Origin of the sequence: Streptomyces sp. NPDC020996, from assembly GCF_040641355.1 — a bacterium.
GTDB lineage: Bacteria > Actinomycetota > Actinomycetes > Streptomycetales > Streptomycetaceae > Streptomyces.
On the sequence record NZ_JBFADM010000020.1, the window covers coordinates 35,413 to 61,856 of the forward strand.

24 protein-coding genes and 2 pseudogenes are annotated in these 26,444 nt (G+C 74.7%); 12 read left to right on the forward strand and 14 right to left on the reverse strand.

From position 1 onward, the window contains the following. Nucleotides 1-10 precede the first annotated feature (10 nt). Nucleotides 11-579: pseudogene (locus tag AB0G63_RS16675) on the forward strand (YfbK domain-containing protein); the annotation flags it as partial. 437 nt (nt 580-1,016) lie between these two features. Beyond that, the gene (locus AB0G63_RS16680) at nt 1,017-2,945 is read left to right on the forward strand and encodes an AMP-dependent synthetase/ligase (protein WP_360750458.1); all 1,929 of its coding nucleotides are present in this window, start codon (nt 1,017-1,019) and stop codon (nt 2,943-2,945) included. Between the two features lie 64 nt (nt 2,946-3,009). On the opposite strand, the gene AB0G63_RS16685 is transcribed toward AB0G63_RS16680, so the two are convergent. After that, nucleotides 3,010-3,399, reverse strand: coding sequence for a rodlin (locus AB0G63_RS16685; RefSeq protein ID WP_360750460.1), 390 nt, complete (start codon nt 3,397-3,399; stop codon nt 3,010-3,012). A gap of 247 nt (nt 3,400-3,646) precedes the next feature. Between AB0G63_RS16685 and AB0G63_RS16690 the strand changes: the two genes are divergently transcribed. The 3 genes from AB0G63_RS16690 (at nt 3,647) to AB0G63_RS16700 (ending at nt 5,418) form a co-directional block, all read left to right on the forward strand. After that, a complete protein-coding gene (locus tag AB0G63_RS16690; RefSeq protein ID WP_360750462.1) occupies nt 3,647-4,036 on the forward strand; it encodes a rodlin in 390 nt (129 codons plus the stop codon). Nucleotides 4,037-4,293: 257 nt separating this feature from the next. Continuing rightward, nucleotides 4,294-4,515: a chaplin gene (locus AB0G63_RS16695; protein ID WP_360750464.1), complete on the forward strand. Its 222-nt coding sequence runs from the start codon at nt 4,294-4,296 to the stop codon at nt 4,513-4,515. A 102-nt stretch (nt 4,516-4,617) separates the two neighbouring features. After that, nucleotides 4,618-5,418: a chaplin family protein gene (locus AB0G63_RS16700; RefSeq protein ID WP_360750466.1), complete on the forward strand. Its 801-nt coding sequence runs from the start codon at nt 4,618-4,620 to the stop codon at nt 5,416-5,418. A gap of 59 nt (nt 5,419-5,477) precedes the next feature. Here AB0G63_RS16700 and AB0G63_RS16705 read toward each other — a convergent pair whose 3' ends face one another. Together AB0G63_RS16705 and AB0G63_RS16710 are read right to left on the reverse strand one after the other, a co-directional pair. Continuing rightward, nucleotides 5,478-6,767 (reverse strand): NAD(P)-binding domain-containing protein, encoded by a 1,290-nt coding sequence (locus AB0G63_RS16705; RefSeq protein WP_360750581.1) that lies wholly within the window; start codon nt 6,765-6,767, stop codon nt 5,478-5,480. After that, nucleotides 6,767-8,134, reverse strand: coding sequence for an ATP-grasp domain-containing protein (locus tag AB0G63_RS16710; RefSeq protein WP_360750468.1), 1,368 nt, complete (start codon nt 8,132-8,134; stop codon nt 6,767-6,769). Before AB0G63_RS16710 ends, AB0G63_RS16705 begins: the two co-directional genes overlap by 1 nt. A gap of 180 nt (nt 8,135-8,314) precedes the next feature. On the opposite strand from AB0G63_RS16710, the gene AB0G63_RS16715 reads away from it, so the two are divergent. Next, nucleotides 8,315-9,604 carry a glycosyl hydrolase gene (locus AB0G63_RS16715; RefSeq protein WP_360750470.1) on the forward strand — a complete coding sequence of 430 codons (1,290 nt, stop codon included), beginning with the start codon at nt 8,315-8,317 and terminating at the stop codon, nt 9,602-9,604. Between the two features lie 19 nt (nt 9,605-9,623). Here AB0G63_RS16715 and AB0G63_RS16720 read toward each other — a convergent pair whose 3' ends face one another. From AB0G63_RS16720 to AB0G63_RS16760, 9 genes and pseudogenes are all read right to left on the reverse strand, one after another. Next, on the reverse strand, nt 9,624-10,712 hold the full coding sequence (locus AB0G63_RS16720) for a GNAT family N-acetyltransferase (RefSeq protein WP_360750472.1): 1,089 nt from the start codon (nt 10,710-10,712) through the stop codon (nt 9,624-9,626). After that, complete coding sequence (locus AB0G63_RS16725; RefSeq protein ID WP_360750474.1) at nt 10,709-11,362, reverse strand: lipopolysaccharide biosynthesis protein; 654 nt, start codon at nt 11,360-11,362, stop codon at nt 10,709-10,711. The genes AB0G63_RS16720 and AB0G63_RS16725 overlap by 4 nt, the downstream gene beginning before the upstream one ends. Beyond that, nucleotides 11,362-12,510, reverse strand: a complete 1,149-nt coding sequence (locus tag AB0G63_RS16730; RefSeq protein WP_360750476.1) for a glycosyltransferase — start codon at nt 12,508-12,510, stop codon at nt 11,362-11,364. The genes AB0G63_RS16725 and AB0G63_RS16730 overlap by 1 nt, the downstream gene beginning before the upstream one ends. Nucleotide 12,511: 1 nt before the next feature. Continuing rightward, a complete protein-coding gene (locus tag AB0G63_RS16735; protein ID WP_360750478.1) occupies nt 12,512-13,270 on the reverse strand; it encodes a polysaccharide deacetylase family protein in 759 nt (252 codons plus the stop codon). Next, a complete protein-coding gene (locus AB0G63_RS16740; protein ID WP_360750480.1) occupies nt 13,254-15,098 on the reverse strand; it encodes a lipid II flippase MurJ in 1,845 nt (614 codons plus the stop codon). Before AB0G63_RS16740 ends, AB0G63_RS16735 begins: the two co-directional genes overlap by 17 nt. Continuing rightward, complete coding sequence (locus AB0G63_RS16745) at nt 15,095-16,447, reverse strand: O-antigen ligase family protein (RefSeq protein ID WP_360750482.1); 1,353 nt, start codon at nt 16,445-16,447, stop codon at nt 15,095-15,097. Before AB0G63_RS16745 ends, AB0G63_RS16740 begins: the two co-directional genes overlap by 4 nt. 4 nt (nt 16,448-16,451) lie before the next feature. Next, nucleotides 16,452-17,882, reverse strand: a complete 1,431-nt coding sequence (locus AB0G63_RS16750) for a sugar transferase (protein WP_360750484.1) — start codon at nt 17,880-17,882, stop codon at nt 16,452-16,454. A gap of 653 nt (nt 17,883-18,535) precedes the next feature. Continuing rightward, nucleotides 18,536-19,654: pseudogene (locus AB0G63_RS16755) on the reverse strand (glycosyltransferase); the annotation flags it as partial. A gap of 54 nt (nt 19,655-19,708) precedes the next feature. Continuing rightward, nucleotides 19,709-20,809 (reverse strand): DUF3344 domain-containing protein, encoded by a 1,101-nt coding sequence (locus AB0G63_RS16760; protein WP_360750486.1) that lies wholly within the window; start codon nt 20,807-20,809, stop codon nt 19,709-19,711. Between the two features lie 284 nt (nt 20,810-21,093). Between AB0G63_RS16760 and AB0G63_RS16765 the strand changes: the two genes are divergently transcribed. From AB0G63_RS16765 to AB0G63_RS16790, 6 genes are all read left to right on the forward strand, one after another. Beyond that, nucleotides 21,094-21,333 carry a chaplin gene (locus tag AB0G63_RS16765; protein WP_360750488.1) on the forward strand — a complete coding sequence of 80 codons (240 nt, stop codon included), beginning with the start codon at nt 21,094-21,096 and terminating at the stop codon, nt 21,331-21,333. A 370-nt stretch (nt 21,334-21,703) separates the two neighbouring features. Then, nucleotides 21,704-21,991, forward strand: coding sequence for a hypothetical protein (locus tag AB0G63_RS16770; RefSeq protein ID WP_360750490.1), 288 nt, complete (start codon nt 21,704-21,706; stop codon nt 21,989-21,991). Nucleotides 21,992-22,132: 141 nt separating this feature from the next. Continuing rightward, nucleotides 22,133-22,654, forward strand: a complete 522-nt coding sequence (locus AB0G63_RS16775) for a DUF5949 family protein (protein WP_360750492.1) — start codon at nt 22,133-22,135, stop codon at nt 22,652-22,654. 231 nt (nt 22,655-22,885) lie between these two features. Then, nucleotides 22,886-23,404 carry a hypothetical protein gene (locus tag AB0G63_RS16780; RefSeq protein ID WP_360750494.1) on the forward strand — a complete coding sequence of 173 codons (519 nt, stop codon included), beginning with the start codon at nt 22,886-22,888 and terminating at the stop codon, nt 23,402-23,404. A 95-nt stretch (nt 23,405-23,499) separates the two neighbouring features. Continuing rightward, nucleotides 23,500-24,015, forward strand: a complete 516-nt coding sequence (locus tag AB0G63_RS16785) for a tyrosinase cofactor (protein ID WP_360750496.1) — start codon at nt 23,500-23,502, stop codon at nt 24,013-24,015. After that, on the forward strand, nt 23,999-24,865 hold the full coding sequence (locus AB0G63_RS16790) for a tyrosinase family protein (RefSeq protein WP_360750498.1): 867 nt from the start codon (nt 23,999-24,001) through the stop codon (nt 24,863-24,865). The genes AB0G63_RS16785 and AB0G63_RS16790 overlap by 17 nt, the downstream gene beginning before the upstream one ends. 129 nt (nt 24,866-24,994) lie before the next feature. On the opposite strand, the gene AB0G63_RS16795 is transcribed toward AB0G63_RS16790, so the two are convergent. Then, nucleotides 24,995-25,318 carry a chaplin gene (locus AB0G63_RS16795; protein WP_360750500.1) on the reverse strand — a complete coding sequence of 108 codons (324 nt, stop codon included), beginning with the start codon at nt 25,316-25,318 and terminating at the stop codon, nt 24,995-24,997. Nucleotides 25,319-25,482: 164 nt separating this feature from the next. Then, the gene (locus tag AB0G63_RS16800) at nt 25,483-26,442 is read right to left on the reverse strand and encodes a D-2-hydroxyacid dehydrogenase family protein (protein ID WP_360750502.1); all 960 of its coding nucleotides are present in this window, start codon (nt 26,440-26,442) and stop codon (nt 25,483-25,485) included. Between the last annotated feature and the right edge of the window lie 2 nt (nt 26,443-26,444).

Consider the following 26,444-nt stretch of genomic DNA (forward strand, 5'->3'; position numbering starts at 1 on the left):
CCGGCCCCAGCACGTGTCCGGCGAGGACGAGGCCCGCACGGTCTTCAGCGAGCAGCTCCCGCGCAACATCGACCTCACCGCCCGCGACGCCAAGGCCCAGGTCTCCTTCGACCCGGCCACGGTCGCCGACTTCCGCCTCGTCGGCTATGAGGACCGCCGGGTCGCCGACGACGACTTCCGCGACGACGCGTCGACGGCGGCGAGGTCGGCCCCGGCCACACGGTGACCGCCCTCTACGCCGTGCGCACCCGGCCCGGCGCCGACGGCCACCTCGCCACCGCGACCGTCCGCTGGCTCGACCCCGCCACCCGCGCCCCGCACGAGCGCTCCGGCGACCTGGAGACCGGCGCGCTCCACGACACGGTGGGCGCGGCGAGCCCCCGCTTCCGGGTGAGGGGCGTCGCCGCCTGCTTCGCCGACGCCCTGCGCGCCGGAGCGGACCGCGGCCGCACCCTCCCCGGCGCCCCCGGCCTCGCCGCACTCCACGAGACCGCCTCGAAGCTGGCCCGGCAGACCGAGGACGAGCAGGTCCGCCACCTGGCCACAGCAATAGCCCAGGCCCACCGAACCGAAAGCTGAGCCCCACCTCCGGGCCCGACCTCGGCCTCGGCCCCAGAGCTCTGGCCCCTGGCCCCAGGCCCCAGGCCCCTGGCCCGTGGGCCCCGGCCCCCGGCCTCGGGCCTCGGGCCCCGGGCCCCGGCCTCGGGCCTCGGGCCCCGGCGTCAGGCCTCGGCCCCCGGGCCTCGGCTCCGGGCCCCGGGCTCGGGCCTTGGGGTTCCGGGCTCGGCTTCGGGCTTCGGGCCTCGGGCCCCGGCTCCGGCCTCGGCCCCCGGCCCGCGGCGTTGGCCCCCGGCCCCCGGCCCCCGGCGTCGGCCCCCGGGCCTCCGGCCCCGCCCCTCACCCCCCGACGCGCCCGCGCGGATGCGGTCGGACCCATTGACCTTCCTTTACGCGCGGGTAAGTTGACTCCGGAGTAAGTTCGAGCTGTCCGTCCGAGGCCGCGATCTGGAGCCGTCATGGGTGTACGCAAGGATCTGAAACGGGCGAAACGGCGCACGGACCTGGCCGCGCGTGCCGAGGTCGAGCTCGTGCGGGACGACACCGGCACGGTGCGCGAGGTCCGCACCGCCCCCATGGCCGCGCCGGTCACCACCGGCAGCACCGCCGACCTGCCCTTCACCAACGCCGCCGAGGCCCCCGACGCGGTGGTCCTGCGACGCAGGCGCGACGGCGGCTGGCAGCCGGTGACCGCCGCCGCGTTCGCCCGTGAGGTCACCGCCGTGGCCAAGGGACTGATCGCCGCGGGCCTCGAACCGGGCGGCCGGGTGGCCGTGATGTCCCGCACCCGCTACGAGTGGACCGTCCTGGACTTCGCCATCTGGGCGGCCGGCGGCCAGACCGTGCCCGTCTACGCCACCTCCTCCGCCGACCAGGTGGACTGGATCGTCCGCGACTCCGGCGCCCGCTTCGTCGTCGCCGAGACCGCGGACAACGCCGGCACGGTGACGACCGCCACGGCCGGCCACCCGACACCGCCCCGGGTGTGGCAGCTGGACGCGGACGCGCTCGCCGACCTCACCGCCCTCGGCCGCGACGTGCCGGACGACGAGGTCACCAAGCGCCGTACGTCCCTCACCCCAGGCACGACCGCCACCGTCTGCTACACCTCCGGCACCACCGGACGGCCGAAGGGCTGCGTGCTCACCCACGCCAACCTGCACGCCGAGGCCGCCAACACCGTCGAGCTGCTGCACCCCATCTTCAAGGAGGTCACCCACCAGGTCGCCTCCACCCTGCTCTTCCTGCCGCTCGCCCACATCCTCGGCCGCACCCTGCAGATCGCCTGCCTGATGGCCCGCATCGAGGTCGGCCACTGCCCGAGCCTCAAGCCCGACGAACTGCGCCCCGCGCTCAAGGAGTTCCGCCCGACCTTCCTCGTCGGCGTCCCCTACCTCTTCGAGAAGATCCACGACACCGGCCGCGCGACCGCCGAGAAGCTCGGCCGCGGCGCCTCCTTCGACCGCGCGCACCGCATCGGCGTCCGCTTCGGCGAGGCCCACATGAACAGGTTCCTCGGCCGGGGCAAGGGACCCGGCCCCGGCCTGTACGCCGCCTGGGCCCTGTACGACCTGCTGGTCTACCGCCGCATCCGCAAGGAACTCGGCGGCCGCACGCGCTACGCCATCAGCGGCGGCTCCCCCCTCGACCGCGACCTCAACCTGTTCTTCTACGCGGCCGGGATCATCGTCTACGAGGGCTACGGCCTGACCGAGACCAGCGCCGCCGCCACCGTCGTCCCGCCCCTCGGTCCCCGCCCGGGCACCGTCGGCCTGCCCGTCCCCGGCACGGCCGTACGCATCGCCGACGACGGGGAGGTGCTCATCAAGGGCGGGGTCGTCTTCGGCGCGTACTGGAACAACCCCGCCGCCACCGAAGCCGTCCTGGACGACGGCTGGTTCGCCACCGGCGACCTCGGCTCCCTCGACGAGGACGGCTACCTCACCATCACCGGCCGCAAGAAGGACATCCTCGTCACCTCCGGCGGCAAGAACGTCTCCCCGGCCGTCCTGGAGGACCGGCTGCGCAGCCGCCCGCCCGTCGGCCAGTGCATCGTCGTCGGCGACAACCGCCCGTTCGTCGCCGCTCTGATCACCCTCGACCCGGAGGCCGTCGCACACTGGCTGTCGGTCCGCAAGCTGCCCGCGGACACCCCGGCGTCCGAGCTGGTACGCGACCCGCGGATGCGCGCCGACGTGCAGCGGGCCGTGGACTTCGCCAACCAGGCGGTCTCCCGCGCGGAGTCCATCCGCGCCTTCGCCCTCGTCGAGGGCGAATTCAGCGAGGAGAACGGAATGCTGACGCCGTCCCTGAAAGTCAAGCGGCACGCGGTGCTCGACGCCTACGCCGACGACGTCGAGGCGCTGTACGGGGGCGGCGGCCGCTGACCGCCGCCGGGACACGCCGAAGGGCGGAGCCGCCGGCCGGCGACCCCGCCCTTCGTGGACCGTGTCAGCGGTCGCTGTTGGCGGACAGCAGCGACACGTCCTCGAGCAGGTGCGACAGCGCGCCGTCGCGCTTGGCCTGCGTGGAGTTCTCGGTGCACTGCTGGTTCAGGTCGTCCGACAGGAGCGGCACGTTCTGGACCGGGGCGGCGAGGACCCCGACGGGGAGGTCGTTCACGGCGACGCACGGCTTGTTGAACGAGCCCTGGATGAGGGCCATCTGGGGGCTCATGTTGCCGTACGTGGCGGAGTTGCCGTAGCTCTGGATCGCGCCGTTGCCGTTGGCCACGGTCGGGCCGCTGTCGTCGCCCAGGGCCATGGCCTGGGGGGCGGTCGCGGCACAGGCTCCCATGACGGAAGCGGCGACAGCCGCCGAGGCGAAGACCTTCTTGATCATTGCTCAGTCCCTTTCTGAAGAAACCCCGTCCACCGGAGCGCTCTGGACAACTTCGCGCGGGTGGTGCGGTTTCTCCGGTTCACCCGGTCGGCGGACACGGCGCGGCGCAGCGAAATCATCGTGCCGCAGCCGTGGCCGGAAAATCCGGAGCGGTGCGGCCAACCGGGTGAACGCCCGCAACCAATTCCGCCGGTCCCGGTTGTTGTCGCCGTAGGACAGTGCGTCGCTACGAGGAAAGGAACGCGAAGTGCTCAAGAAGGCAATGGTCGCCGCAGCGGCCGCCGCTTCTGTCATCGGTATGTCGGTCGCGGCCGCTCCCATGGCTCTTGCCGCGGGTGACGACTCGGGCCCGACCGTGGCCAACGGCAACGGTGCGTCGTCGGCGTTCGGCAACTCGGCCACCAAGGGGGACATGAGCCCGCAGCTGTCGTTCATCGGCGGTTCGTTCAACAAGCCGTGCGCGGCCGTGAACGACGTTCCTGTCGCCGTCTTCGACTTCATTCCGGTCCAGAACGTGTCGCTCCTGTCGGACGACCTGAACCAGCAGTGCGCCGACAACTCCACGCAGGCCAAGCGCGACGGCGCGCTGTCGCACGTCCTGGAGGACATGGCCGTCCTGTCGGCGGTCAGCGGCTGAGGCACGCCGTCCCGTGAACGGTGCGGCGGCCCGCGGACTTCCCCGCGCGGGCCGCTCTCCGTCACCCTTTGCTCCTCTCGGAGGAGCGACGTCTCACGGCGTGATGCATTCGGATGAACCGGTCGTATTGCACGTTTTCCCTTCCACCTCTGCCGTCAATTCCTGGTGTGCAGATGCGGGTCATGGTGCGAGCCGTTCCTGTTGTGCTCGCTCGGTCTAGGCCGTCATCGAGGCATGACCCCAGAGAAGGGATAGCAATGAAGAAGACCGCTGCCGTTGTCGCGGGTGTGGTTCTGGCACTCGGTATGGCCGCCCCCGCCTTCGCCGACGACGACACGATCGGCGCGGCCATCGGTTCGTCGGGTTTCCTCTCCGGCAACGTGCTCCAGCACCCGGTCCACAACCAGCTGAACGTGTGCGGAAACCAGCACAGCTTCCTCAGTCTGCTGAACGCACCGACGGTCTGTGTCAACCGCTGACGACGCGCCATCCCGGCCATCCGGCCGGGTGAGGCCGGTCTCGGGCACCTTGCTGTGCGCCCGGGGCCGGCCTTTCCCATCTCTCAAGGAAGACCACCACACATGCGACTGACCCTGAGCAAGGGAATGGTGGCGGCCGCCGCTGCGACGGGCATTCTGTCCCTGTGCGGCGGTCACGCCCTCGCCGATACACACAGCGACGGAGTGGCCGCGGGTTCGCCGGGTGTTCTGGCCGGCAACAACGTCCAGAGCCCGGTCGACACACAGGCCAACGTCTGCGGCAACACCGTCGACGGGCTCGCCGCGCTCGACCCGGCCTTCGGCAACGCCTGCGCGAACACGTCGGGTACGGACGACCACGGCACGCAGGACACACCGCCCGGAGACGACTCCGGTCACGGGGACGACTCCGGTCACGGGGACGACGCCGGTTACGGCGACGACTCGGGTTACGGCGACGACTCGGGTTACGGCGACGACTCCGGTCACGGGGACGACTCGGGTCACGGGGACGACTCGGGCTACGGGGACGACTCCGGTCACGGCCACGGCACGCCCCCCGAAAGCCAGCCCACGCCGGGCCCCACCGGTCCCACACCGGGCCCCACCGGGCCCAAGGGGCCGTCCACCGGCGGACCCACGCCGGGCCCCAGCGGGCCCACGATGCCGCCCCCCGGTGGCGAGCAGATGCCTTCCGGCGGTCAGGTCACCCCGGCCCCGCCCTACGGTGAGAACCGCGCCCTGCCCGGCGGCGAGGGCACCGCGGCGTCCTCCGCGCGCTCGCCCCAGCTGGCCCACACCGGCAACGACGCCGCGCTGGCCGCCTCGGGTGCCGGTGCCGCCGCGCTGCTCGTGGCCGGCACCGTTCTGTACCGGCGAGGCCGCACCGCGTCCCGCCGCTAGCGTGCCGGGTGCCGGGTGCCGGACGGTTCCGCGTCCGTCCGGCACCCGACCCCGCGCTGCTACGCGGTGCCGCCCGGCAGCGGGACGGACGGCGAACCGGTGGCGCCGCTGCCCGTGGGCTGCCGGACGATCGTGCTCGGGCCGCCCCCGGCGCGCAGCCGTCGCCGCACCCCCCGGACCAGCGCGCCCGCCGTGTAGGTCGCCCCGTGCACGAACCGCATCGCCGGGCCGAAGCCCGAGGCCGTGACCAGGCCCGCCATGAACAGGCCGGCGTGCGACGACTCGAAGTCCCGTCCCACCTCCGGCGATCCGTCGGCCACCGTGGCCAGCGCCCCGCGCAGGTCGTCCGAGAGCAGGCCCAGCCGGTCGCACGTCGCCGTGAAGCCCGTGGCCGCGATGACGTGCTCGGTCTCCAGGGACCGTTGCGACCCCGCCGCGCCTCCCCGGCCCACCAGGTCCAGCCGGACCCCGCCGGACACCGGCCGGGCCGCAGCGACCTCATGGCCGAGCAGCACCTCCACGGCCGGCTCGACCCGGTCCCGTACCCACCACGCCCCGGCCGGACCGAGCGCCGTCGCCGCGATCCGGGCGCGCGTCGGCTCCGGCAGGCGCCGGAAGAGGCCGGGCCGCTCGGAGTAGAACCAGTTCCGCCAGCCGCAGCCCAGGCCGCTCTGCGGTGAACGGACCGTCTGCCACCAGGGGCGTTCCCACGGCGGCGGCACGTCGTTCCAGCACAGCCGGTCGGCGCGGGCCAGCACCCGTACCCGCGAGCCCTCCTCGGCGAGGATGGCCGCCGTCTCCAGGGCCGCCTGGCCGCCGCCGATCACCGTGACGTCCCGGCCCTGGAACCGGGCCAGGTCGCTGTGGTGGCTGCTGTGCGAGACGAGCGAGGCGTCGAGTCCGCGCAGGGCGGCCGGGATCTCGACGAAGGGCATGACGCCCACCGCGAGGGCCACGGTACGGGCGTGGAGCATCTGCCCGTCGTCCGTGACCGCCTCGAATCCGCCCGGGCAGGGCGACACCCGGGTCACCATGCGCTCGTCCACCTCCGGTACGGCATGGCGGGCGAACCACAGGCCGTACTCGGCGAACATGTCCAGCGGGATCGGGTGCCCGTGCCGGGCGGCCACGCCCCGGCCCGAGCAGTACACGTCCAGCCGCCACCGCCCTTCCGGGTCGGAGAGGTTGGAGGCCCACGGCTCCGACTTGAGGAACATGCCGCGGGGCATGTGGTCGCGCCAGGACGCCATGGGCCGGCCGAAGACGCGCAGGTTCAGCCCGGCGGCCGCGGCGTGGGACGCGATGGACAGGCCGTAGGGGCCCGCACCCACCACCAGCAGGTCGTACATCAGCAACTGCTCGCTTTCTCGTCGTCGGTCGGGCCGGCGACATCGGTCGGTTCGTTCGGTTCGGTCGGGTGGGTCGGTTCGTGCGAGGAGTGGGAGGAGTGGGAGGAGTGGGTCGGCTGGGTCGGCTGGGTCGGGTGGGCCGGCTGGGCCGGGTGGGTCGGCTGGGGGGCGTCGGTCCGGTCGGGCGGGCCGCCCAGGCGGTCCCGCAGGCGCCGGGTGACGTGGCGGCCCCACAGCGGCCACAGCGCCCGGCCGGGGGAGGGGTCGTCGGCGGCGTGCCAGGCCAGTTCGCGCCCGGCCGGGGAGGGCCGCAGCGCGGTCAGCGGCGCGTAGTTCTCCACCACGAACTCCCGCCCGGGCACGGGCACCCCGGGGGGCAGCGGACGGTGTGTCAGGTCCAGGTGCAGGGCACGGACCACGTCCAGACCGGCCGCGTCGGCGAAGAGGCGGAACTGGGCGCCGGGGCGGGGGTTGAAGTCGAGCAGGTGGTAGCGGCCGGTGGTGCCGCAGCGGCGGAAGTCGAGGTCGAGGATGCCCCGGTAGCCGAGTGCGGCGGTGAGACGCTCGGAGAGCGCCTGCACCTGCGGGTTGGGTGTCCAGCGGCCCACCGCCGTCAGGCCCGCGCCGCGCGGCCAGGACCGCAGCTTGAGGCCGGGCCCGCCGCCGCGCATTCCGCCCGCCCGGTCGGCGTACCCGTGGAAGAACCAGTCGCGGTGCGGCCCGGGCGGCAGGAAGGCCTGCAGCAGCAGCCGGCTGCCCGCCTCCGCCGAGCGCAGGAACAGCTCCCGCGCCTCCCGCGCCGAGCGGACCACGACCGTGCTGCGCAGACCGCTCCCCGGGGGCAGCAGCCAGGGGCGGCTCCACTTGGCCACGACCGGCAGGCCGAGCCGCCCGGCGTCGGCGGCCGCCTGGCGCGGGCTGTCGGGGACGTGCGTCTCGGGGTGGGGGACGTCCAGGTCGGCGCACACACCGGCCAGTGCGGCCTTGTCGGCGACGCGCTCGGACAGGGTGGCGGGCAGCGTGGGCAGCAGATAGGAGGGGGCGAGTTCCTCGCGCAGCCGGCCCACGGCGAGGGCGCTCGCGTCGTCCATCGGGATCAGGACGGCCGGGCGCGGGATGTGGGCGGCCACCCGGTGCAGCGCGACGGAGATGTCGTGGGCGGACGCGCCGGGCGGTGGCGGGGGATGGATCTGGCGCACGAAGCGCGATCGGGACACGGGGCTTTCCGCGGTGTCGGCGACCACGTGCACATCGATCCCCGCCCTGCCGAGCGAACGCACGGCGCCGAGCGTGCCGTGGTGAAAGGGATTCCGGTCGATGCGCAGCAGAACGGCCGGCACGCGGGTGTCGAAAAGCGACGCGGGCATGGTGTCTTCTCACTCGATAGCCGTAGCGGCGGTGGCGTACTTGCGGTTCGTGTGACTGAGTGTCAGTGACAGAAGTCCAGTGATGGGCGGTCGGCGCCGGAAATTCAGCGACGGAGAATCAGTGGCGGAGATTCAGTGACGGAAATTCAGCGCAGCACGAGGACGGAGAAAGGAGCAGGAATGGCCACACAGCAGCGGCGCCCCCGGTTCGGGCGGCCGGCCGTCGTCGTGGCGGCGGTCGCCGCGACGGCCGTTCTGGCGTCGGGTCCTGGTGTCGCCGCGGGCGCGGGAACGGATCGGGTCGCCGATCCTCCCGCTCCCGCGCCGACGTCCCAGGCTCCGTCGCCCACCACGCCGCCGCCCACCACTCCGTCGCCCACCACGCCGTCGCCCGTCGGGACCCCGCGCGGCAAGGACGTCCCCGCCTTCGGCGCCTACCTCGACTACGGGCCGCTCGGCCTGGCGCGCATGGCCGCGCTCAGCCACTGGCTGGGCGGCGCCGAACTGCGCGTCGGCCACACCTATCTGCCCGGCGACCGCTGGAGCAACATCGAGGGAGCCCCCGGCTTCCTCGACATGTGGGCGGACTGGCGCACCGAGAAGGCCGACCGGATGCTCGTCCTGAACGTCCCCATGCTGGAGCGCAGCGAGGACGGCGTCCCCGACGACGAGGTGCGCACGCTGCTGCGCGAGGGCGCCGCCGGCGCGTTCGATCACCACTTCAGGGCCCTCGCCGAGCGGCTGGTGCGGCTGCGGGTGCCGGACACGGTGATCGTGCTCGGCTGGGAGATGAACGGCATCACGTACACCCATCGCTGCGGGCCGGATCCGGAGGCCTGGAAGAAGTACTGGAACAGAATCGTCACCACCATGCGTTCGGTGCCGGGGCAGAAATTCCGGTTCGATTTCGCGCCGACCCGCGGCCGGGACGCCGTTCCCTGGACGGAGTGCTATCCGGGTGACGACACGGTCGACATCATCGGCATGGACGCGTACGACCAGCCGTCCGGACTGTCGTTCGATCAGCAGGTGAAAGAGCCCTACGGACTTCAGCAGCACGTGGATTTCGCCGAAGCCCACGGCAAGCCCATTTCCTATCCCGAATGGGGACTCTTCCGCAACGGCGACAACGCCGGGTACATGAAAGGGATGCTCGCCTGGATGGGCGAGCACAAACCGCTCTACAACACGCTGAGCGACTACTGTCCGCACGGCGTGTGGCAGTGCCCGGCCAACCCGAGGGCGTCCGCGGTCTACCGCTCCGTGCTCTCCGGCCGCACCGGCGACCCGGACCCGGCGGCCCCGGCGGCCCCGGTACCCGGCCTGCCCACCGACCCGGCCGACGTACCCGCGCCCACCGCCCCGCCGCCCTTGTCCGACTGCTCGCCGCTGGACCTCGGCGAGTGGGTCGAGTACTGGATCGGCGGGAAGGTGTGCCTGCTCCTCGACCGGTGGTCGCGTGACCGGTGACCCCGCGGCGGCGGGACGGTCACGCCCCGCCGCCATCGCGTTCCCTCCACTTCCGCAGGAGCTGCCCGCCGCGGCGCCGGGCGGCGACCGCGCCGACGGCCGCCGCGAGCAGCGGGGCGGTGTGCGGCCGGGCCAGCAGCAGCCGCCGGTTGACGACCGGTACCGGACGCCAGTGGTGCTTGTAGGGCTCGTCGCCGCGCAGCAGGCTCAGCGTGCCGGAGCGGACGTGCTCGGTGCACGCGTCGAGCAGCATCACCGCCACGTCGGCCTTGCGCTGCCGCAGGCACGGATGGGCGCCGTACAGGTAGCCGCCGGTCAGCCGCCGCGACAGCAGTGTCAGGTCGACGGCCACCACGTCGTCGTCGAGCCGGAACTCGGTGACGACCGCGTCCCCGGCGCGCACCATCGGCTCGACCGCCCGCACGAGGTGCCGGGCGAACCGCGGCCGCAGGTGCTCGGCGGTCACCTTCCGGCCCTCCCACTGCAGCCGGTGCAGCTCCAGCAGCCGCCGCAGCGCCTTGTCCACCTCCTCCGGGCCGACGGCATGACGCTCGACGCCGAGCGCGGACAGCTTGCGCAGCTTGGCGCGCACTCGCTGGGCCTTCGCCGACGGCAGCCGGGCGACCAGCTCGTCCATCGGCACGCCCGGCAGCTCCAGGCACAGCGAGTCGTTCATCCGGTGCCGGGGCCCGCGCCAGCGCTCGTAGACCCGCTCGGCCGCGCCGCCGGGCCGGACCTCGCGCAGGTCGATCAGCGCCGTGCCGGCACAGACCGCCAGGGCCTCGCTCAGCGCGGCGACGGCCGCCTCGCCGTGCCCGTCGTCCAGCAGCACGTCGCCGTAGTCGGAGATCGCCCCGCCGAGCGGCACCAGCGCGGGCACCGGGCGCCGGACGCGCATCAGCGGCGCGGCCGCCACCAGGTCCTCGCCGTCCCGCACCACGAGCAGCCGCAGCCGGCCGGGCCTGCCGTAGCAGCTCCACCAGGAGTGCAGCCAGGCATGGCTCTGGAACGGGGTCGCCGACGCACACCGCCGGTACAGCCGGTCCCAGTCCGGGGCGAGCCGCGCGAAGGCGGCCTCGTCGGTGACGAGCCGCGTCGTGTACGTCACAGCTGCCCGTGGGCGTCGGCGGCGACGGCCGGACCGGGCACCGCGGCGGACCCTTCCCGCTGCCTCCACCCCTGCCGCGGCCGTACCAGCAGCACCAGCCCGCCCAGCAGCCCGCCCGCGCTCGCGCCCACCAGAGCCGTCACCGTCGCCGAGGGCGAGGACGGCTCGGCCGGTTCGGTGGCGCGGGCGAACGACTCCAGCGTGACGTTGGTGTCGGCCTTGGTGTTCTGCGCGTGCCGGGTCACCGCCCGGGAGACGGCGTTGGCCATGTCGGCGGCCAGGTCGGGGCGGGTGGAGGTGGCCGTGATCGCGACCATCGGGGCGTCCGGCGAGGTCGCCGTCCGCACGCTCTCCTTCAGCGTCCGCACCGGCACGCCCGCCCACACCTGCGCGTCCCCGAGCACCGCCAGCTGGGTGGCGACCCGGCCGTAGGCCTGCGCGAAACCGAGCGCGGAGGCCGGGTCGGCGGTCTTCGTCGGCACGGCGACGACATAGCTGGTGGCCGTGTAGGCGGGCGGCTCGGCGAGGCCGTACGCGCCGCCGATCAGGCCGCCGGCGAGGACGCCGGCCGCGAGTACGGACCAGGGCGGCGGCGTCAGGCCGCGGAGGAACGCGACCGCGCGGCGCGCTCCGGCGGGATGGTCGGTCATCAGGAACTCGCTCCCAGGAGTGAGGGGGACAACGACGGGGACACCGTGGCCGTGTACACGTCCATCAGCCGTGCGGCGCTCCGGGTGATGCAGTAGTGGCGGGCCGCGTCGGGGACGGCCCGCGTCCCCGGGTCCCGCGCGCGGGCCGCGGCCACGGCGGCGGCGAACTCCGCGGCGCCGCCCCGCACCCGGCGCGCGCCGGACGCCGCGTGCGGCGGCAGGTCCTCGAGCGCCGGGCAGGACGCGTACAGCACCGGCAGCCCGGCCGCCAGCGCCTCGACGACCGCCAGGCCGAAGGCCTCCTCGGGGGACGGCGAGGCGAGCACGTCCATGGCGGACAGCAGCGACGGCAGGTCCGGGCCGGGGCTGCCGTCGGGCACGTAAGGACGCTCGCCGGTGAACAGCACCCGGTCGGCGACTCCCGCCTCGTGGGCGGTGCGCCGCAGGACGTTCTCCTCCGGCCCGCCGCCGACCAGCACCAGCCAGTGGTCGGGCGGCAGCTGCGCCAGCGCGCGGACCAGGACGCCGAAGCGCTTGCCGGCGGTGAGCCGGCCGATGCCGCCGACGACATGGGCGTCCTCCGGCAGCCCGAGACGCCGGCGGGTGCGGTGGCGCCGGGCCGGGTCGAAGCGGAAGCGGGCCAGGTCGACGCCGTTGGGGACGACCTCGATGCGCGGCGCCGGCACGCCCCAGCGCCTGAGCCGCTCGGCGACCGTGGGGGAGACGGCGACGGTCCGGCGGCCGAGGCGCTCGCTGGCCAGGTACAGCCCGCGCACCCCGGCACTGAGCCGGCGCCCCTCCATCTGCGAGTCGCCCAGCGAGTGCTCGGTGGCGACGATCGCGCGGACACCCGCGAGGCGCGCCGCGAGCCGGCCGTAGACGCAGGCGCGGTAGAGGTGGGTGTGCACGAGGTCGTAGCCGCCCGCGCGGATGAACCGCACCAGGCGCGGCAGCGCGGCCAGGTCGCGGTTGCCGGCCATGCCGAGGTGCACCACCCGCACCCCGTCGGCGGCCAGCCCGTCGGCGACCGCGCCCGGGTTGGTCAGCGTCACGACGTCGCAGTCCACGGGCAGGTGCCGCAGCAGCAGCCGCAGCTGCTGTTCGGCGCCGCCGACGCCGAGCCCGGTGATGACGTGGAGGGCCCGCATGTCACAGCCCCCCGACGGGGCGGCGGCGCAGGCGGTGCAGCCGGTGCTTGAGGAAGAGGCGCACGGCGGTGTCGTTCTGGCCGATGTGGACGCGGGGCAGGGCGTGCGGGCCGGTGAGCGGGCCGGGGTCGATGGCGCAGGCGTACGCGTATCCGGCGTCCCGCACGGCGGCCACCGCGCGCCGGTCGACGGTGCCGTACGGATAGCAGAAACCGGCGACCGGGGCGCCCGTCAGCTCCGCCAGCAGCGAACGGCTGTCGCGGACCTCGGCGGCGAGGGTGGCGTCGTCCGCCCGGGTGAGGTCGACGTGGGTGAGGCCGTGCGAGCCGATCTCCACGCCCGCGGCGGCCGCCTGCCGGATGCCGTCGGCGGTCAGCAGGGGCTTGCGCGGGCCCAGCGGGTCCCAGGCGTTGTCCCCGCCGAGCCGGCCGGGCAGGACGAACAGGGTGGCGCCGCAGTCGAAGCGCCGGAGCAGCGGCAGGGCCGTGTCGACGAAGTCGGCGTACCCGTCGTCGAAGGTCAGCCCGACCAGGCCGCGACCCTGGCCCCGGGCGCGGGCGGCCAGCAGGTCGGTCATGCCGACGCCCCGCAGTCCCCGCCGGCGCAGCCAGCGCAGCTGCGCCCGGAGCCGCTCGGGCGTCACGGTGATCCGGTACGGGTCGTCCGAGCAGTCGCCCACGGAGTGGTACATCGCCACCCACGGGACGGGGCCCGCGGCGAGGCGTCTGCCGGTGTCGGGGGAGTCAACGGGTACGGCCATCGGTGAGCCTCCGGGTGGCGGAACGGACGAGACGGAGCGCGGGTTCGATGCCCTGGACGTCCAGGGCCCGGCCGAGCAGGACGAAGACGGCGGCCACGACGGCCGCGCCGGTGACGAGTGCGGGCAGGGGGGAGCCGATGCCGTGCGCGGTCAGGGCGCCGGCCGCCGCCGCGGCCAGCGCGGCGCACACCGGCCTGCCGAGCCCGGCCAGCACCAGCCGGCCGCGGATCGGCACGCCCCGGGGGCCGCCGGCCGGGCCGGCCAGCAGCAGGGCGGCGGTGAGGGTGATGCCGGCCGCGTTGGCGACGGCGATGCCGCACACGCCCCAGACCTCCACGGTCGCGGCGCCCAGACCCGAGGTGAGCAGGATGCCCGCGCCCATGGCGCCGGCCGGGTACCAGGTGGGACGGCCCGCCGAGAAGTACGAGCGGACCAGCACGCCGACCAGGGTCTGGCCGAGCAGGCCGAGGGCGTACACGCGCATCACGCCGGCCGTGGCCGCCGTGTCCCTCGCCGTGAACGCGCCGCGCTGGAAGAGGAGTTCGACGATCTGGGGCGCGCAGGCGAGCACCGTGGCGGTGCCGAGCAGCACCAGGCACGCGGCCAGCGCGATGTCCCGCTCCACCCGGTCGCGGGCCCGCCCGGTGTCGCCGTCGGCCAGGGCGCGGGCGACGACCGGGAAGGTCACCGTGCACAGCATCAGCGACAGCACCATGGGCATCTGGGCGACCTTCTGGGCGTAGTTCAGGTGCGAGATGGCGCCGGCCGGGAGGTGCGAGGCGAAGAAGCGTTCCACGAGCGTCTGGGACTGGCGGCACAGCGCGAAGAACAGGACGGAGCCGACGAGGGCGAGGTCCATCGGACGCGGTTCGTCCGCCGCGGCGCCGCCGGCCGGTGCCTGTCCGCGCAACTGCCGCCACAGCGCCGGGAGTTGCGCGGCCACCATGAGGCAGCCGCCCGCCGCGACCCCGGCCGCCGCCGAACGCACGCCCCAGCGCCCGCCGAGGACGAGCATCCCGGCGATGATGCCGGTGTTGTAGGCCACGTAGATCGTCGCCGGGGCCAGGAAGCGGCGGTGCGCCCGCAGGGCCGCGCTGCAGTACCCGGCCAGGCCGAAGCTCAGCACGCAGGTCGCCGTCAGCCGGGTGCAGTCCACGGCGAGGGCGGGGTCGGGCAGGCCCGGGGCGAGGACCCGGACAAGGTAGGGAGCGGTGCCGACGAGCAGCGCGGACACCGCGATCAGGGCCAGCGACAGACGGGGCAGCGTGGCGGCGACCAGGGCGCGCACCGGGTCGCCGGGAGCGCCCTGCGCGCGGCGGGCCAGGGCCAGGCTGAACGCCGGGATCAGCGCGAAGGCCAGCCCGTCCTCGATGAGCAGCGTGGAGGCGAACTCCGGCACCGTCCAGGCCACCAGGAACGCGTCCGTCTCACTGCCGGCCCCGAACAGCCGCGCCAGCGCCTGGTCCCGCACCAGCCCGAGCAGCGCCCCGGCGACGGACAGCGCTGCGGTGAGAAGTGCGGCCTTGGCGAGGAAACGGCGGGAGACATGGGAGGCGGAGGAGGCGGAGGAGGCGGAGGAGGCGGAAGAAGCGGAGGAAGCGGAGGAAGCGGAAGAGACAGGCGGGGTTGGCGAATCCGGAGAAGTCTGAGAGTCGAGAGAGCCAGGAGAGTCGAGAGAGTCGGCAGAGGCCGGCGGGGCCGGGGCGGCCTCCGGTCCCGCCTGGCCGGGGGCGTGCTGGTCGGCGGGGGCGGGGGCGGGGGCGGTGGCCGGGGCGGGGGCGTGCAGGGCGGTGGGGGTGCGCGGGGCGGGGGGCGGCGTCGGCGTCATCGGGCGGCCGCCTCCTCGGCCGGTGCCGGGGCCGGCGCGTCCGGCGCGGTGCCTGCCGCGCCGCCGTCGGCCAGCGCCCACCACGCCACCAGCCCGAAGCACACCGCCGTCAGTACCGTCGACGGCCCGCCGATGTCGGCGTACGCGAAGTCGACCAGCTGCCAGACCAGCAGCCCGCACGCGACGAGGGCGCAGTCCAGCCCGCCGCCGTGTCCGCGCGCCCGCCGCAGTCCCCGCAGCCCGCACACCAGCAACGCCAGCCAGCTCCCGACCAGGGCGAGGACCCCGAGCAGACCCTGCTCGGCCAGCACCAGCAGGTACATGTTGTGCGGGGACAGCAGCGGCTGCCTGCGGAACGCGGCCCCCGCGCCCTCCGTGTCGCTGGCCGACGACAGCGCCAGCGAGGCGTGCGCGTCCCGGTAGTCGGGGAAGCCCTTCAGCCCCACGCCGGTCAGCGGGTGCTCGCGCCACATGTCCACGGCCGCCGCCCACATGGTGTACCGGTCGACGACCGACTGGTCGGGTGCGTCGGTGACCTGCGCGATGCTGCCGATGCGCTCCTGCAGCGGCGTCGTACCGGCCCCGAACCCGCCCACCAGGACCACGCCCGCGGCGACCAGGGCCGCACCCACCCGCAGCGCCCGGCGCAGCCCGGACAGCACGAGCAGCACACAGCAGGTGGCCGCCGTCGCGATCCACGCCCCCCGGCTGAAGGACAGCGCGAGCGGCAGGACCAGCGCCGCCGCGCACCCGGCCGCCACCGCCCGCTGCCGCACCGGGCCCCGGCCCAGCGCCAGACCCAGCGCGCTCACCAGCCCGAAGGAGACGACCGTCGCCATGCCCATCACGTCCGTCGCCCCGAAGGTGCCCACGGCCCGGATGTCCTCGCCCTGGTAGGAGGCGCCGGTCCCGGTGACGTACTGGTGCACGCCGACCGCCCCCTGCCACCCGGCGAACGCCACCAGCGTCCAGGCCAGCAGCCGGAAGTCGCGCCGGTCGCGGATCAGCAGCAGGACGGCCGCCGGGACGAGCACGAAGACCTGGAGGTAGCGGCCGAGTCCGGTGATCCCGGCGTCCGCCGACGCGGCCCCCGCCGCGGCGACCGCGAGGCCGAGCACGGGCAGGCCCAGCACGACCCCGGCGGTAGGCGTCAGGGGCCGCCGGCGCTGCCGTACGAGACCGATCGCGCAGAGGGCGACCACCAGCCCGGAGAGCGCGTCGGCGGGGCGGGCCCCGCCCTCGCCGCCCGGCCCGGACGGCAGCGCGAGCACGGCGATCACCGCCGGCACCGACAGCAGGGGGGCCAGCGAGCGCACCCGGGGCAGGGAGAGGGGCAGGACCAGGCTCATCGGCTCAGCTCCCGGTGGGACGCACGATGGCGACAGCCGTGCGCAGCAGGATGCAGACGTCCTGCCACAGCGACCAGTTGTCGATGTAGGCGTTGTCGAAGCGGGCCCGGTCCTCGATCGAGGTGTCACCGCGCAGACCGTTGATCTGGGCGAGCCCGGTGATGCCGGCCCGCATCCGGTGGCGGGCCGCGTAGCCGGGGTAGGCCTCGCTGAACTGCGCGACGAAATAGGGGCGTTCGGGGCGCGGGCCGACCAGGCTCATGTCGCCGAGGAAGACGTTCCACAGCTGGAGCAGTTCGTCCAGCGAGGTGCGCCGCAGGAACCGGCAGAACCACGACATGCGCTCCTCGCCCGCCACGCTCCACCGGGTCGCGGACTCGTGCTCGTCGGCCGGGCGGTGGGTGCGGAACTTCAGCAGCGTGAAGGGGCGGCCGTCCCTGCCGATGCGTTCCTGCCGGAAGACCACGCCGGGGCCCTCGCCGATCCGCAGCGCCACCGCGCACACCAGCAGCAGCGGGCTGACCAGCAGGAGCAGGGTCCCCGACACCGTCACGTCCAGCATCCGCTTGCCCACGTCGCCGCGCCGCCGCCGCGAACCGAGGTCGAGCCGCCGGCAGGCGAACCCGGCGACCTGCTCCCGGCTCGCGTACGCCGGGGAGTCCGCGTCGACCTCCCACACCGCGCATCCCGACTCGGCGAGCGCCACCAGCAGCGGCCCGTGCTGGGTCCGCACCGACGGGTGCACGGTCAGGACGTCCCGCACACCGTTCTGGATGAGGGCCCGCTGCACTTCCTCGCCCGTCGTGAGCACCGGCAGCCCGTCCGCGCCGTCGGACTCCTCGGCCACGATGCCCACCGGCTGCACCCCGCAGCCGGGGTGGCGCAGGACGGCGGTCGCCACCCGCCGCGCGGTCGGCGCCGGGCCGACCACCAGGGCGGCGTGCGGCCGGCGCAGCAGCGCGACGCGCCGCCGCCAGTGCACCAGACCGCGGCCCGCGCAGGCCACCGCCGACTGGAGCAGGAAGCCCAGCAGCAGGGTGCGCGCGGACAGCGCGTGCCACGGGGCGTACGCCGCCACGAGCGCCGCCGGCGTCGTCCAGGCCACCGCGATCCGGCCGCAGACGGCGGGCAGTTCGTCCAGGACGCCGGTCACCGGCCGGGGCGGGCGCGGGCGCAGCAACAGCGTCCCGGCCAGCAGCAGGGCGGCGAGCAGCAGGGGGTGCCGGGTGTCGGCGAGCACGGCCGCGCCGAGCGTCGCCGCCGCGAGGTCCACGGCGAGCAACGGCACGGGCGAGGCGGGCCGCGCCGACGCGCGGCGGGCGGGGAGACGGGGGCCGGCGGCGGCGCCGGGCGGCGGCGGCAGGAGCGAGAGCGGGGAGGATCCCGGGTCCCGTGGCTGGCCACCGGGGGAGGGGACGGTGCTTTCCGCGGTCACGAGTGAATGGACTCCCTGCACTCGGTGGGCTCGACGCTGTGGGTCGTTCGGTTCGCGTGCGGGCCGTCCCGGCCCACACCGGGCCCCACCCCTTCAACGGCGGCCTCCGCCTCCTCTGCGGCGGGCCCCGCCTGTACGGCGGCGGACCCCGCCCGTACGGCGGCAGGTCTCGCCTGCACGGCGGTAGCCCCCGCCTCCTCGGCGACAGCCCCCGCCTCCTCGGCGACAGCCCCCGCCTCCTCGGCGACAGCCCCCGCCTGTACGCCGCTGGGCCGCGCCTCCTTGTCGCCGGGCATCGCCCTCTTGCCTTCGTGCCCTGCCGCCTCGGCGGTGGGCCCTGACTGCTGGGTGCCGGGCTTTGCCCTCGTGGCTGCGTGCCCTGTTCCCCCGGTGGGGCCTGTCTGTCGGGTGGTGGGCCGCGCTGCCTTGTCGCCGGGCTCCGCCTGCTCGGCGCCGGGCATCGCCCTCTCGGTTCCGTACCTCACCCCCTCGGCGGTGGGTCCCGCCTGCCGGGTGCTGGGCCCCGCCTCCTTGGCTCCGGGCCCAGCCTCCTTGGCTCCGGGCTCCGCCCCCTTGACGCTGGGCCCCGCCCTTCCGGCGGCAGGCCCCGCCTGCACGGCGGCAGGCTTGGTCCGCTCGGCGGCGGGCGCGACTCCGAGGAGGTCGCGGTACACGTCCGTCACCGCTTCGGCCGCGTGCCGCACGTCGTGCGTGGACAGGACGTGGAGGCGCCCCCGGTCCCCGAGCGACTCGCGCAGCAGCGGGTCGAGCAGCAGTCCGGTGACCGCCCCGGCGAGCGCCGCCGGGTCCTCGGGTGGCACCAGGCAGCAGGGCACGAGCTCCGGCGGCAGGCTCTCCCGGGCGCCGTCCACGTCCGTCATGACCACCGGCCGCCCGCACGCCATCGCCTCCAGCGGGGCGAGCGCCATGCCCTCCCAGCGCGACGGCAGCACGACCAGGTCGGCGGCCTGGTACCAGGGGACGGTGTCGGCGACGGCACCGGCGAACAGCACCGAGCCGGGGGCGCGGGAGGCGAGCGACGCCCGGTCGGGACCGTCCCCGACGAGCGCCAGACGGGCTTCGGGCACCCGCTTCCGCACGGCGTGCCACGCGTCGAGCAGGACGTCCTGGCCCTTCTGCCGGCACAGCCGCCCGACGCACACGACGAGCGGGGCCGCCGGATCGACGCCCGGCAGCAGCGCGGCGCGCACGATGTCCACGGCGGCCGGACGCCAACGCCCCGGGTCGATCCCGTTCGGTACGACGCTCCACCGGGCGGCGACCCCGGCGCGTACCCCGGTCGCCCGTTCCGCGTCGCTCACGCACACCACCCGGGAGGCCCAACGCGCCCCCCAGCGCTCCCACTTCAGCGCGAGCGCCGCGGTGATCCCGCCGACCGCCTCGAACGACCAGGCGTGCGGCTGGAACACCGTCGGGATCCGCCCGCGCACCGCGAGCCGTCCGGCCAGGCCCGCCTTCGCGCTGTGCGCGTGCAGCAGATGCGGCCGCACGTCCTCGATCAGGCGGGACAGCCGCCGTACCTCGCGGCCGAGGGCCGGCCCCGGCGAGCGGGTCGCCTGCCAGCGCCGTACGTCGGCGCCCAGCGAGGCCAGCCCGGCGGCGAGCGGGCTGTCGGGGCAGGCGACCGTGACGTGCAGGCCGGCCGCGAGCTGGGCCCGCGCCAGGTCCGTCACGACCCTGGCGACCCCGCCGTCCACCGGCTGGGTGACGTGCAGGACCCGGGTGCGCGGGGCGGTTGCTGACAGGTGCATTGCGCGAATACCTCGCTCACGGGTGGCGCCGGGGGCTGCGGGCGGGAACGCGCCTCACCGTGGTGCGTCGACGGCGGCGAAGAGCACGCCCGCCCACACCACGTCCCGCGGGGAGCGAAGCCGGAAGGCGAGCCCGTCACCGCCGGACCGCAGAGCCTTCCCGAGGTCGAACACGTCGGAGTCGTAGCCGAGGGTGTTGGCGTACGACGGCACGCGCCTCGACCGGACCGCGGCCGGCTCGGAGATCGTCGAGTTCAGCACGTCGTCGCGCGGGTTGGCGGCGTCCGTCAGCGGCGTGGCCGGCGAGCCGCCGGCCGTCACGGTCAGCGTGTCGCCGGTGATGCCGCGGTCGCCGTCGTAGGTGACGAGCCCGGCCCGGCCGGAGGCGTTCTTCGCGAACCCCGTGTCGCGCAGCCGGACCTCCCGGCCGGCCTTGGGGTCCAGCGGCTCGAAGCCGTCCCACAGGGCGAGCCGGCGCAGCGGCTCCGCCGGGTTCTCGTACGCCACCACCAGCGTCCAGCCGCCCCACGCCCCGGCCGACGACTTCCCCATGGCCGTGTTGACCTGGGCCACGGTCCACATGCCCGAGCCGCTGTCCCGGACCAGCCGGGTGACGTCCGCCGAGGCCTGGAAGGCGTCCGCGCCCCGGGCCACCCGGTGACCGACGACCGAGTCGGCGAGCACCTCCTTGTACTCGCCGCCGGGCTCGGCGATCAGCACCCGTCCGTTGTCCGCGGGCGGCTTCTGCTCGCCCACCCGGAGGTTGCCGCCCCAGTACAGGCGCGCGTACGACACCCGGGCGCCTTTCGGCAGGCGGACCTCGGCGCTGGAGGAGTTGTAGGTGTTCGGGTCGCTGTCGACGTCGACGTAGAACATGTCGAAGTCGCCGTTGACCGCGGTGCCGCCCTGGCGCACCGCCGGACAGTCGGGCTCGGCGTCCGGAGGAGCTACGACGCGGCAGCTGATGGTCGCGTTGGCCGCGCGGACGATGCCGCCGTGCTGCACCGCGCGGTACCGCTCGGTGAACGCCAGCCGCTCGGCCTCGGGGGCGGGGGGTGCGGTCGGCGCGGCGGCGCAGACGGGAGCGCACAGCGCTCCGAGGACGAGAACGCCCACCGTTGCACGGCGCAGCAGCGGACCCGGGGAATTGCGCATGACCGGCATGGCCCTTTCGGGATTCGAGGAACTCGGGAAAAGCGAGTGCGAAGTGCGGGCTACAGGGATGCGTAGGGAGGCCGGCGACTCGTGGGCGAGGCCGACGACTCCAGCCATTATGCGTATAAACCCTTTCAAACCCGACAAGTGCGTCGTAAGGGTCGAGTCCGGCTCTCCGTCAGATCACTCAAGTGGCGGCACAACCCGCCTGGACGCCCGAGCGTTGACACGGCGTCGGGCACGTCCGCCCGGATGTCTGCGTCAATCCCAAGGAGCACCTCTCCATGTCCCGTATCGCGAAGGGCCTGGTCCTCACCTCCGCCGCCGTCGCGGCCGTCGCCGGCACCGCCGGTATCGCCTCCGCCGACTCCGAGGCGCAGGGCGCCGCGCTGCACTCCCCGGGCTTCCTGTCGGGCAACCTGGTGCAGCACCCGCACCACACGCAGCTCAACTTCTGCGGCAACACCGGTCATTTCATCGGTCTGCTGAACCCCGCGTTCGGCAACAAGTGCTTCAACGGCTGACGCCGACGCCGACGCCTGCTGCCGCGCGCCGCACGGCGCGCCACGCCTGGCCGGCCGCCCGCCCGAGAAGCATCGGGAGGGCGGCCGGCGTGCGTCGTGCACGGGCGGATGTCGGCGCGCCGGTACCGGACGGGGCGTCAAGCCCGTACCGGGCGAGGCGTCAAGCCCGTACCGGGCGAGGCGTCGTACCGGAAGGAGCGTCGGGGCGTCACGTCCGTACCGGACGGGGCGTCACGCCGTTGACGTGGGCCGCTCGTTCGGGTGGACCGCGGAAAGTCTCCGTGCCCGGGGTTTCCGGCGTGGCCGGGAGTCGTTAGGCATGGCGCCACCGTTCCCGCCGGCGCCATGTGTCGCCGAAGAAAGGATCCCGATGAAGTCCCTGAAAGCCGCCGCCGTCGTCGCCGGTACCCTCGCCCTCGCCGGCGCCACCGCGCCCGCGTACGCCCAGAACGCCGCCGACGTGACGCCCACCAGCCTCAACGGCGCGGTGAACACGCTCACCAAGGGCCGCATCGACCCCGTCGACGCGACGCCGCTGCACCACCGGTCGAACGCTCTGAACACCGAGAACAAGGACTCCGTGCTCCACACCGTGCGGTCCACCACCAACACGCTCAACGACAAGGGACTCCTCGGTGGTCTCCCGCTGGGACGCTGAGGCGCCGCCGCGTCGGCCCCTCGTCCGCGGGGACGCGGAGCGGGCCGTCACCGGGTCGGTCGCGAGACGCCCGGCCGGGTCCGGGTCCGGGGCCGGGTCTGCGTCCGGGGCCGGGTCCGGGGCCGGCGGCAGGGGAGCGCGGTGACCTCGGCCCCACGCGAGAACCACGCCTCCCGTGCGGCCGACCCGGGCACGCTCGTGGTGATGGCATGGAGCGCCGAGGCGCCCGACGGCGACATGCCCTACCTGCTCGCCTACTCCCTCGGGGACGTCCCGGGCGGCCCCCAGGCCGCGACGGCCGCCGTCGAGCGGCTGCTGGAGGACAACGGCCTGCCCGCCGACGGGGACGTCGTCGACGGCGCCGCCAGACCGGACCTGCCGGTCGGTCTGGTCGTCGAGGGCGACCAGGCCGTCGTCACCATGGTCGGCTTCAGCGCCCGGTGCCTGCCGCCGCGGGAGTGGCTCGCCGCGGTCGCCGAACGCGGCTACGCCTACTTCCTGTTCACCACGCGCCCCTGGCCGCGGGCCGAGCCCGGCAAGGCCGTCGCGCCCGAGGCGCTGGCCGCGTTCGCCGGCGCCGAGGAAACCCTGAACGCGGCGGCCCACGTCGTCCTGCCGGCCCGCAGCCCGCGACCCGCGACCCGCGTGACTGACGGCGACTGACGTCGGGCGACTGACGTCGGGCGACTGACGTCGGGCGACTGACGTCGGGCGACTGACGGCGACATCCCGGGAACGCCCGGCTGCCGCTGCCGCTGCCGCTGCCGCTGCCGCTGCCGCTGCCGCTGCCGACGGCTGCGGCGGACGGGGGAATCGTGCGCCGACGGCCCCGGCCGCCTCGTTACCCCGTACGCATCCGCAGCCCGCCGCCTTCCGAAAGGAACCGCAGCCGAGATGAAGCCGATCGCCCGAGGAACCCTTGCCGCTGTCGTCACGGGTGTCGCGGCCGCCGTGGGCGCCGCCGTCGCGACCCCGGCCGCCGCGGTCCCCGTCCCCGTACCGCTGAGGGGTGCCGAGCAGTCCCTCGGCACGAAGCTTCCCGAGATCGGCGGAGAGATCCCGGTGCCCGTGACGGGCGAGCCCCAGGGCCCGCGGCACGTCCGGGGCCGCATCGTCCCCGAGCGGGCGGTCCCGCAGGTGCCGGTCAGCGGCGGGCTGCCCGGTCTGGGGATGCGCACGCCCCTGCCGCACGCGCTCGACGACGGTTTCGACCACCTCACCGTCGAGGCCCCCGCCGCCGGCCTGCACACGCTGACACCGGGACTGTCCCCGGACGCCCCGCTGACCCCGCCGCACCCTCGCGATGCCGGCAGCGTCGGCCTGCCGGACCTGAAGGTCCCCCGGACGGACGTCGTCACCCCGGCCCTGCAGTCGACGCCGGCCGCCGAACTGGGCCTCGGCCCGGGCCGGTAGCCGCACCGGTTCACTCCCGAGGCCGTCCGACGGTGACCGCGCGGGGCCATCGACGGTTACCGCTGTGGACACCTGAAACGGACGAGGAGCGAGCCATGGTCGTCGGCGTCGGCGAAGTACCGGCGGGGAACCGCCCCGCAGCGAAGGAGTGGGCGAGAGGCGGGCCCGACGGCGGCACCCGGCGGGAGGTGCTGCGCGGGCTGCTCGCCCCGGCCGTCGTCCTCGCGCTGGCCCCCGTCGTAGCCGCCTCCCGTCCCCCGCACACACGACCGGGCCCCGAGGAGCCCGAGGCGACCCTGTTCGACGAGACGTACCGGGGCCGCCGTATCCGCGGCGTCAGAAACCCGCTCGGTGCGGCCGCCGACGGCGGCCGCGGCGACGCGGCCGAGTGGCAGGTGACCGTGGACGGCCGCCCGCTGCACCTGATGCGCCGCGCCGACGGGACCTGGCTGAGCATGGTCGACCACTACCGCTCGTACCCCACGCCCCTCGACGCGGCCCGCGGGGCCGTCGACGAACTCGGCCCCGGAGAGCGGCTGCGCGACCTGGCGCCAGGGCCGATCAGCGAGGACCACCGGCACACGGGGGACGCTCATGGCGTACCTGCGTAAGGACGTCAGCACGCTCACGCCCGACGAGCGCCGACGGTTCGTACAGGCCCTGCTGGAGGTCAAACGGCGGGGAGAGTACGACGAGTTCGTGCGGACGCACCTCGAGTACTACACCGCCGACGGCGACGACGGCCTGCGCACCGCCCACATGGCGCCCTCCTTCCTGCCCTGGCACCGCATGTTCCTGCTCGAACTGGAACGGGCGCTGCGCCGGGTGGACCCGTCGGTCACGGTGCCGTACTGGGACTGGACCCGCGACCGTACGAAGACGTCGGTGCCCTGGACCGCGGACCTCCTCGGCGGCGACGGACGTCGTTCGGACCGCCGGGTGACGACCGGGCCGTTCGCCTACGCGGAGGGCAACTGGACCCTCACGGAGGGCGTGACCGACGGCGCGTTCCTCACCCGCGACCTCGGACGCGCCCGCGACCCGATGGAGCTGCCGACCAGCGGTGAGCTGGAACGGGCGCTCGACGACCCGGTCTACGACACCGCGCCCTGGGACTCCACGGTCACCAGTGGGTTCCGCAACAGGCTGGAGGGGTGGGGGACCGGCCGGGGCAGCGCCTCCTGGCGCAACCACAACCGCGTGCACCGGTGGGTGGGCGGGGTCATGCTGGGCGGCGCCTCCGTCAACGACCCCGTCTTCTGGCTGCACCACGCCTTCGTCGACCTGCAGTGGACCCGCTGGCAGCGCCGCCACCCCGGCGCCCGCTACCTGCCGGCCGAGCCGCCCGGACCCGGCGACGCACAGCACGAGCGGGTCATCGCCCGGAACCAGAGGATGCCGCCGTGGGACATCACGCCGGACGAACTGGAGGACGTCAGCGGGATCTACCGGTACGCGTGAGGCGCGGTGCGGTGCGCCTGCCCTGCGGACGGGGGCGCGCCTGTGGACGGGCGGAGCCCCGGCGCTCGAGGTGCCGGGGCTCCGGGTGCGCGCGGACGGAGCCGTGCGCGGGTGCGGGCGATGCGTACGTCAGCCGCCGTAGCCCTTGTGGCCGTCCTTGTGCTCCTTGTGCTCCTTGTGCTCCTTGTGGTCCTTGTGCTTCTTGTGGTGGCCGCCGTCGTTGACGCAGACCTGGCCGAAGGCCGGGTTGAGCAGGCCGGCACCGCTGATGGTGTTCCCGCAGAAGTTGATCTGGGTGTCGACGGGTACCTGGATGACGTTCCCCGACAGCACGCCGCCGGAGCCGACGGCCGCGCCTTCGGCACCGGCGTCCGCCATGGCGAGGCCGGTCCCGCTGAGGACCACGGCGCCCGTGCCGAGCGCGACAGCGGCTGCCTTCGCGATGCGAGACATCACGTTCTCCTTATGACTCGGTAAGTGCGCCGGCACCTCTCGCCGCCGCACTTCCCGTTCAACGCCGCCGCTGACGGCTGGTCACGCCATTTCCCGCTGCGTCACCCCTTTCGGCCGCGTGACGGGGCCGGGGGAGGGAGACAGAGGAGGGGAGACCGTCGGGGTCAGCCGAGCCGCCGTACCGGTGCCCCGTCCAGGAAGGCCCGGATGTCCTCCACGGCCTGGCCGTAGTACGTCTCGTAGTTCGCGCGCGACACGTAGCCCAGGTGAGGAGTCGCGAGCAGGCGCGGGGCGGTGCGCATCGGGTGGCCGGCGGGCAGGGGCTCGGTGTCGAAGACGTCGACGCCGGCGCCGGCGATGCGGCCCTCGTGCAGGGCGGCCAGCAGCGCGTCCTGGTCGACGATCGCGGCACGCGAGGTGTTGACCAGATAGGCGGTGGGCTTCATGAGAGCCAGCTCGGCGGGACCGAGCAGGCCACGGGTGCGGTCGCCGAGGACGAGGTGCACGGAGACGAAGTCACTGCCGGCCAGCAACTCCTCCATGGAGGAGGCCAGTTCGACTCCCACCTCGTCGGCACGCTGCTGGGTGAGATGCCGGCTCCAGGCACTGACACGCATGCCGAAGGCGAGGCCGACCCGGGCGACCCGGCTGCCGGTCTTCCCCAGACCGAGCAGCCCGAGCCGGCGGCCGTGCAGGTCGGCGCCCACCGTGCTCTGCCAGGGGCCGCCCGAGCGCAGGGCCGCGTTCTCGGTGACGATCCCGCGGGCGAGGCCCAGCAGCAGCGCCCAGGTCAGCTCCACGGGCGGCGTCGGGGAACTCCCGGTGCCGCAGACGGTGACGCCGTGCGCCTCGGCGGCGGCGTGGTCGATGACGCTGTTGCGCATGCCGGAGGCGACGAGCAGCTTCAGCCGGGGAAGCCGCGCGAACAGCTCCGCCGGAAAGGGGACACGTTCGCGCAGCGTGACGACGATGTCGAAGTCGGCCAGGGCGAGGGCGAGTTCGTCCAGACCGTCGAAGTGCTCCGGAAAGCTGACGACGTCCACCCGGTCGGCCACCGCGGACCAGTCGGCAAGCTGTGTCGCCACCTTCTGGAAATCGTCGAGCACAGCACACCGCAGCCGCACGG

What these genes read in the sequence shown, in the direction of transcription:
- AB0G63_RS16680 (WP_360750458.1), top strand. Translation starts at nt 1,017, where the DNA reads ATGGGTGTACGCAAGGATCTGAAACGGGCGAAACGGCGCACGGACCTG.
- AB0G63_RS16685 (WP_360750460.1), bottom strand. Translation starts at nt 3,399, where the DNA reads ATGATCAAGAAGGTCTTCGCCTCGGCGGCTGTCGCCGCTTCCGTCATG.
- AB0G63_RS16695 (WP_360750464.1), top strand. Translation starts at nt 4,294, where the DNA reads ATGAAGAAGACCGCTGCCGTTGTCGCGGGTGTGGTTCTGGCACTCGGT.
- AB0G63_RS16700 (WP_360750466.1), top strand. Translation starts at nt 4,618, where the DNA reads ATGCGACTGACCCTGAGCAAGGGAATGGTGGCGGCCGCCGCTGCGACG.
- AB0G63_RS16705 (WP_360750581.1), bottom strand. Translation starts at nt 6,767, where the DNA reads ATGTACGACCTGCTGGTGGTGGGTGCGGGCCCCTACGGCCTGTCCATC.
- AB0G63_RS16710 (WP_360750468.1), bottom strand. Translation starts at nt 8,134, where the DNA reads ATGCCCGCGTCGCTTTTCGACACCCGCGTGCCGGCCGTTCTGCTGCGC.
- AB0G63_RS16715 (WP_360750470.1), top strand. Translation starts at nt 8,315, where the DNA reads ATGGCCACACAGCAGCGGCGCCCCCGGTTCGGGCGGCCGGCCGTCGTC.
- AB0G63_RS16725 (WP_360750474.1), bottom strand. Translation starts at nt 11,362, where the DNA reads ATGACCGACCATCCCGCCGGAGCGCGCCGCGCGGTCGCGTTCCTCCGC.
- AB0G63_RS16730 (WP_360750476.1), bottom strand. Translation starts at nt 12,510, where the DNA reads ATGCGGGCCCTCCACGTCATCACCGGGCTCGGCGTCGGCGGCGCCGAA.
- AB0G63_RS16735 (WP_360750478.1), bottom strand. Translation starts at nt 13,270, where the DNA reads ATGGCCGTACCCGTTGACTCCCCCGACACCGGCAGACGCCTCGCCGCG.
- AB0G63_RS16740 (WP_360750480.1), bottom strand. Translation starts at nt 15,098, where the DNA reads ATGACGCCGACGCCGCCCCCCGCCCCGCGCACCCCCACCGCCCTGCAC.
- AB0G63_RS16745 (WP_360750482.1), bottom strand. Translation starts at nt 16,447, where the DNA reads ATGAGCCTGGTCCTGCCCCTCTCCCTGCCCCGGGTGCGCTCGCTGGCC.
- AB0G63_RS16760 (WP_360750486.1), bottom strand. Translation starts at nt 20,809, where the DNA reads ATGCGCAATTCCCCGGGTCCGCTGCTGCGCCGTGCAACGGTGGGCGTT.
- AB0G63_RS16765 (WP_360750488.1), top strand. Translation starts at nt 21,094, where the DNA reads ATGTCCCGTATCGCGAAGGGCCTGGTCCTCACCTCCGCCGCCGTCGCG.
- AB0G63_RS16770 (WP_360750490.1), top strand. Translation starts at nt 21,704, where the DNA reads ATGAAGTCCCTGAAAGCCGCCGCCGTCGTCGCCGGTACCCTCGCCCTC.
- AB0G63_RS16780 (WP_360750494.1), top strand. Translation starts at nt 22,886, where the DNA reads ATGAAGCCGATCGCCCGAGGAACCCTTGCCGCTGTCGTCACGGGTGTC.
- AB0G63_RS16785 (WP_360750496.1), top strand. Translation starts at nt 23,500, where the DNA reads ATGGTCGTCGGCGTCGGCGAAGTACCGGCGGGGAACCGCCCCGCAGCG.
- AB0G63_RS16790 (WP_360750498.1), top strand. Translation starts at nt 23,999, where the DNA reads ATGGCGTACCTGCGTAAGGACGTCAGCACGCTCACGCCCGACGAGCGC.
- AB0G63_RS16795 (WP_360750500.1), bottom strand. Translation starts at nt 25,318, where the DNA reads ATGTCTCGCATCGCGAAGGCAGCCGCTGTCGCGCTCGGCACGGGCGCC.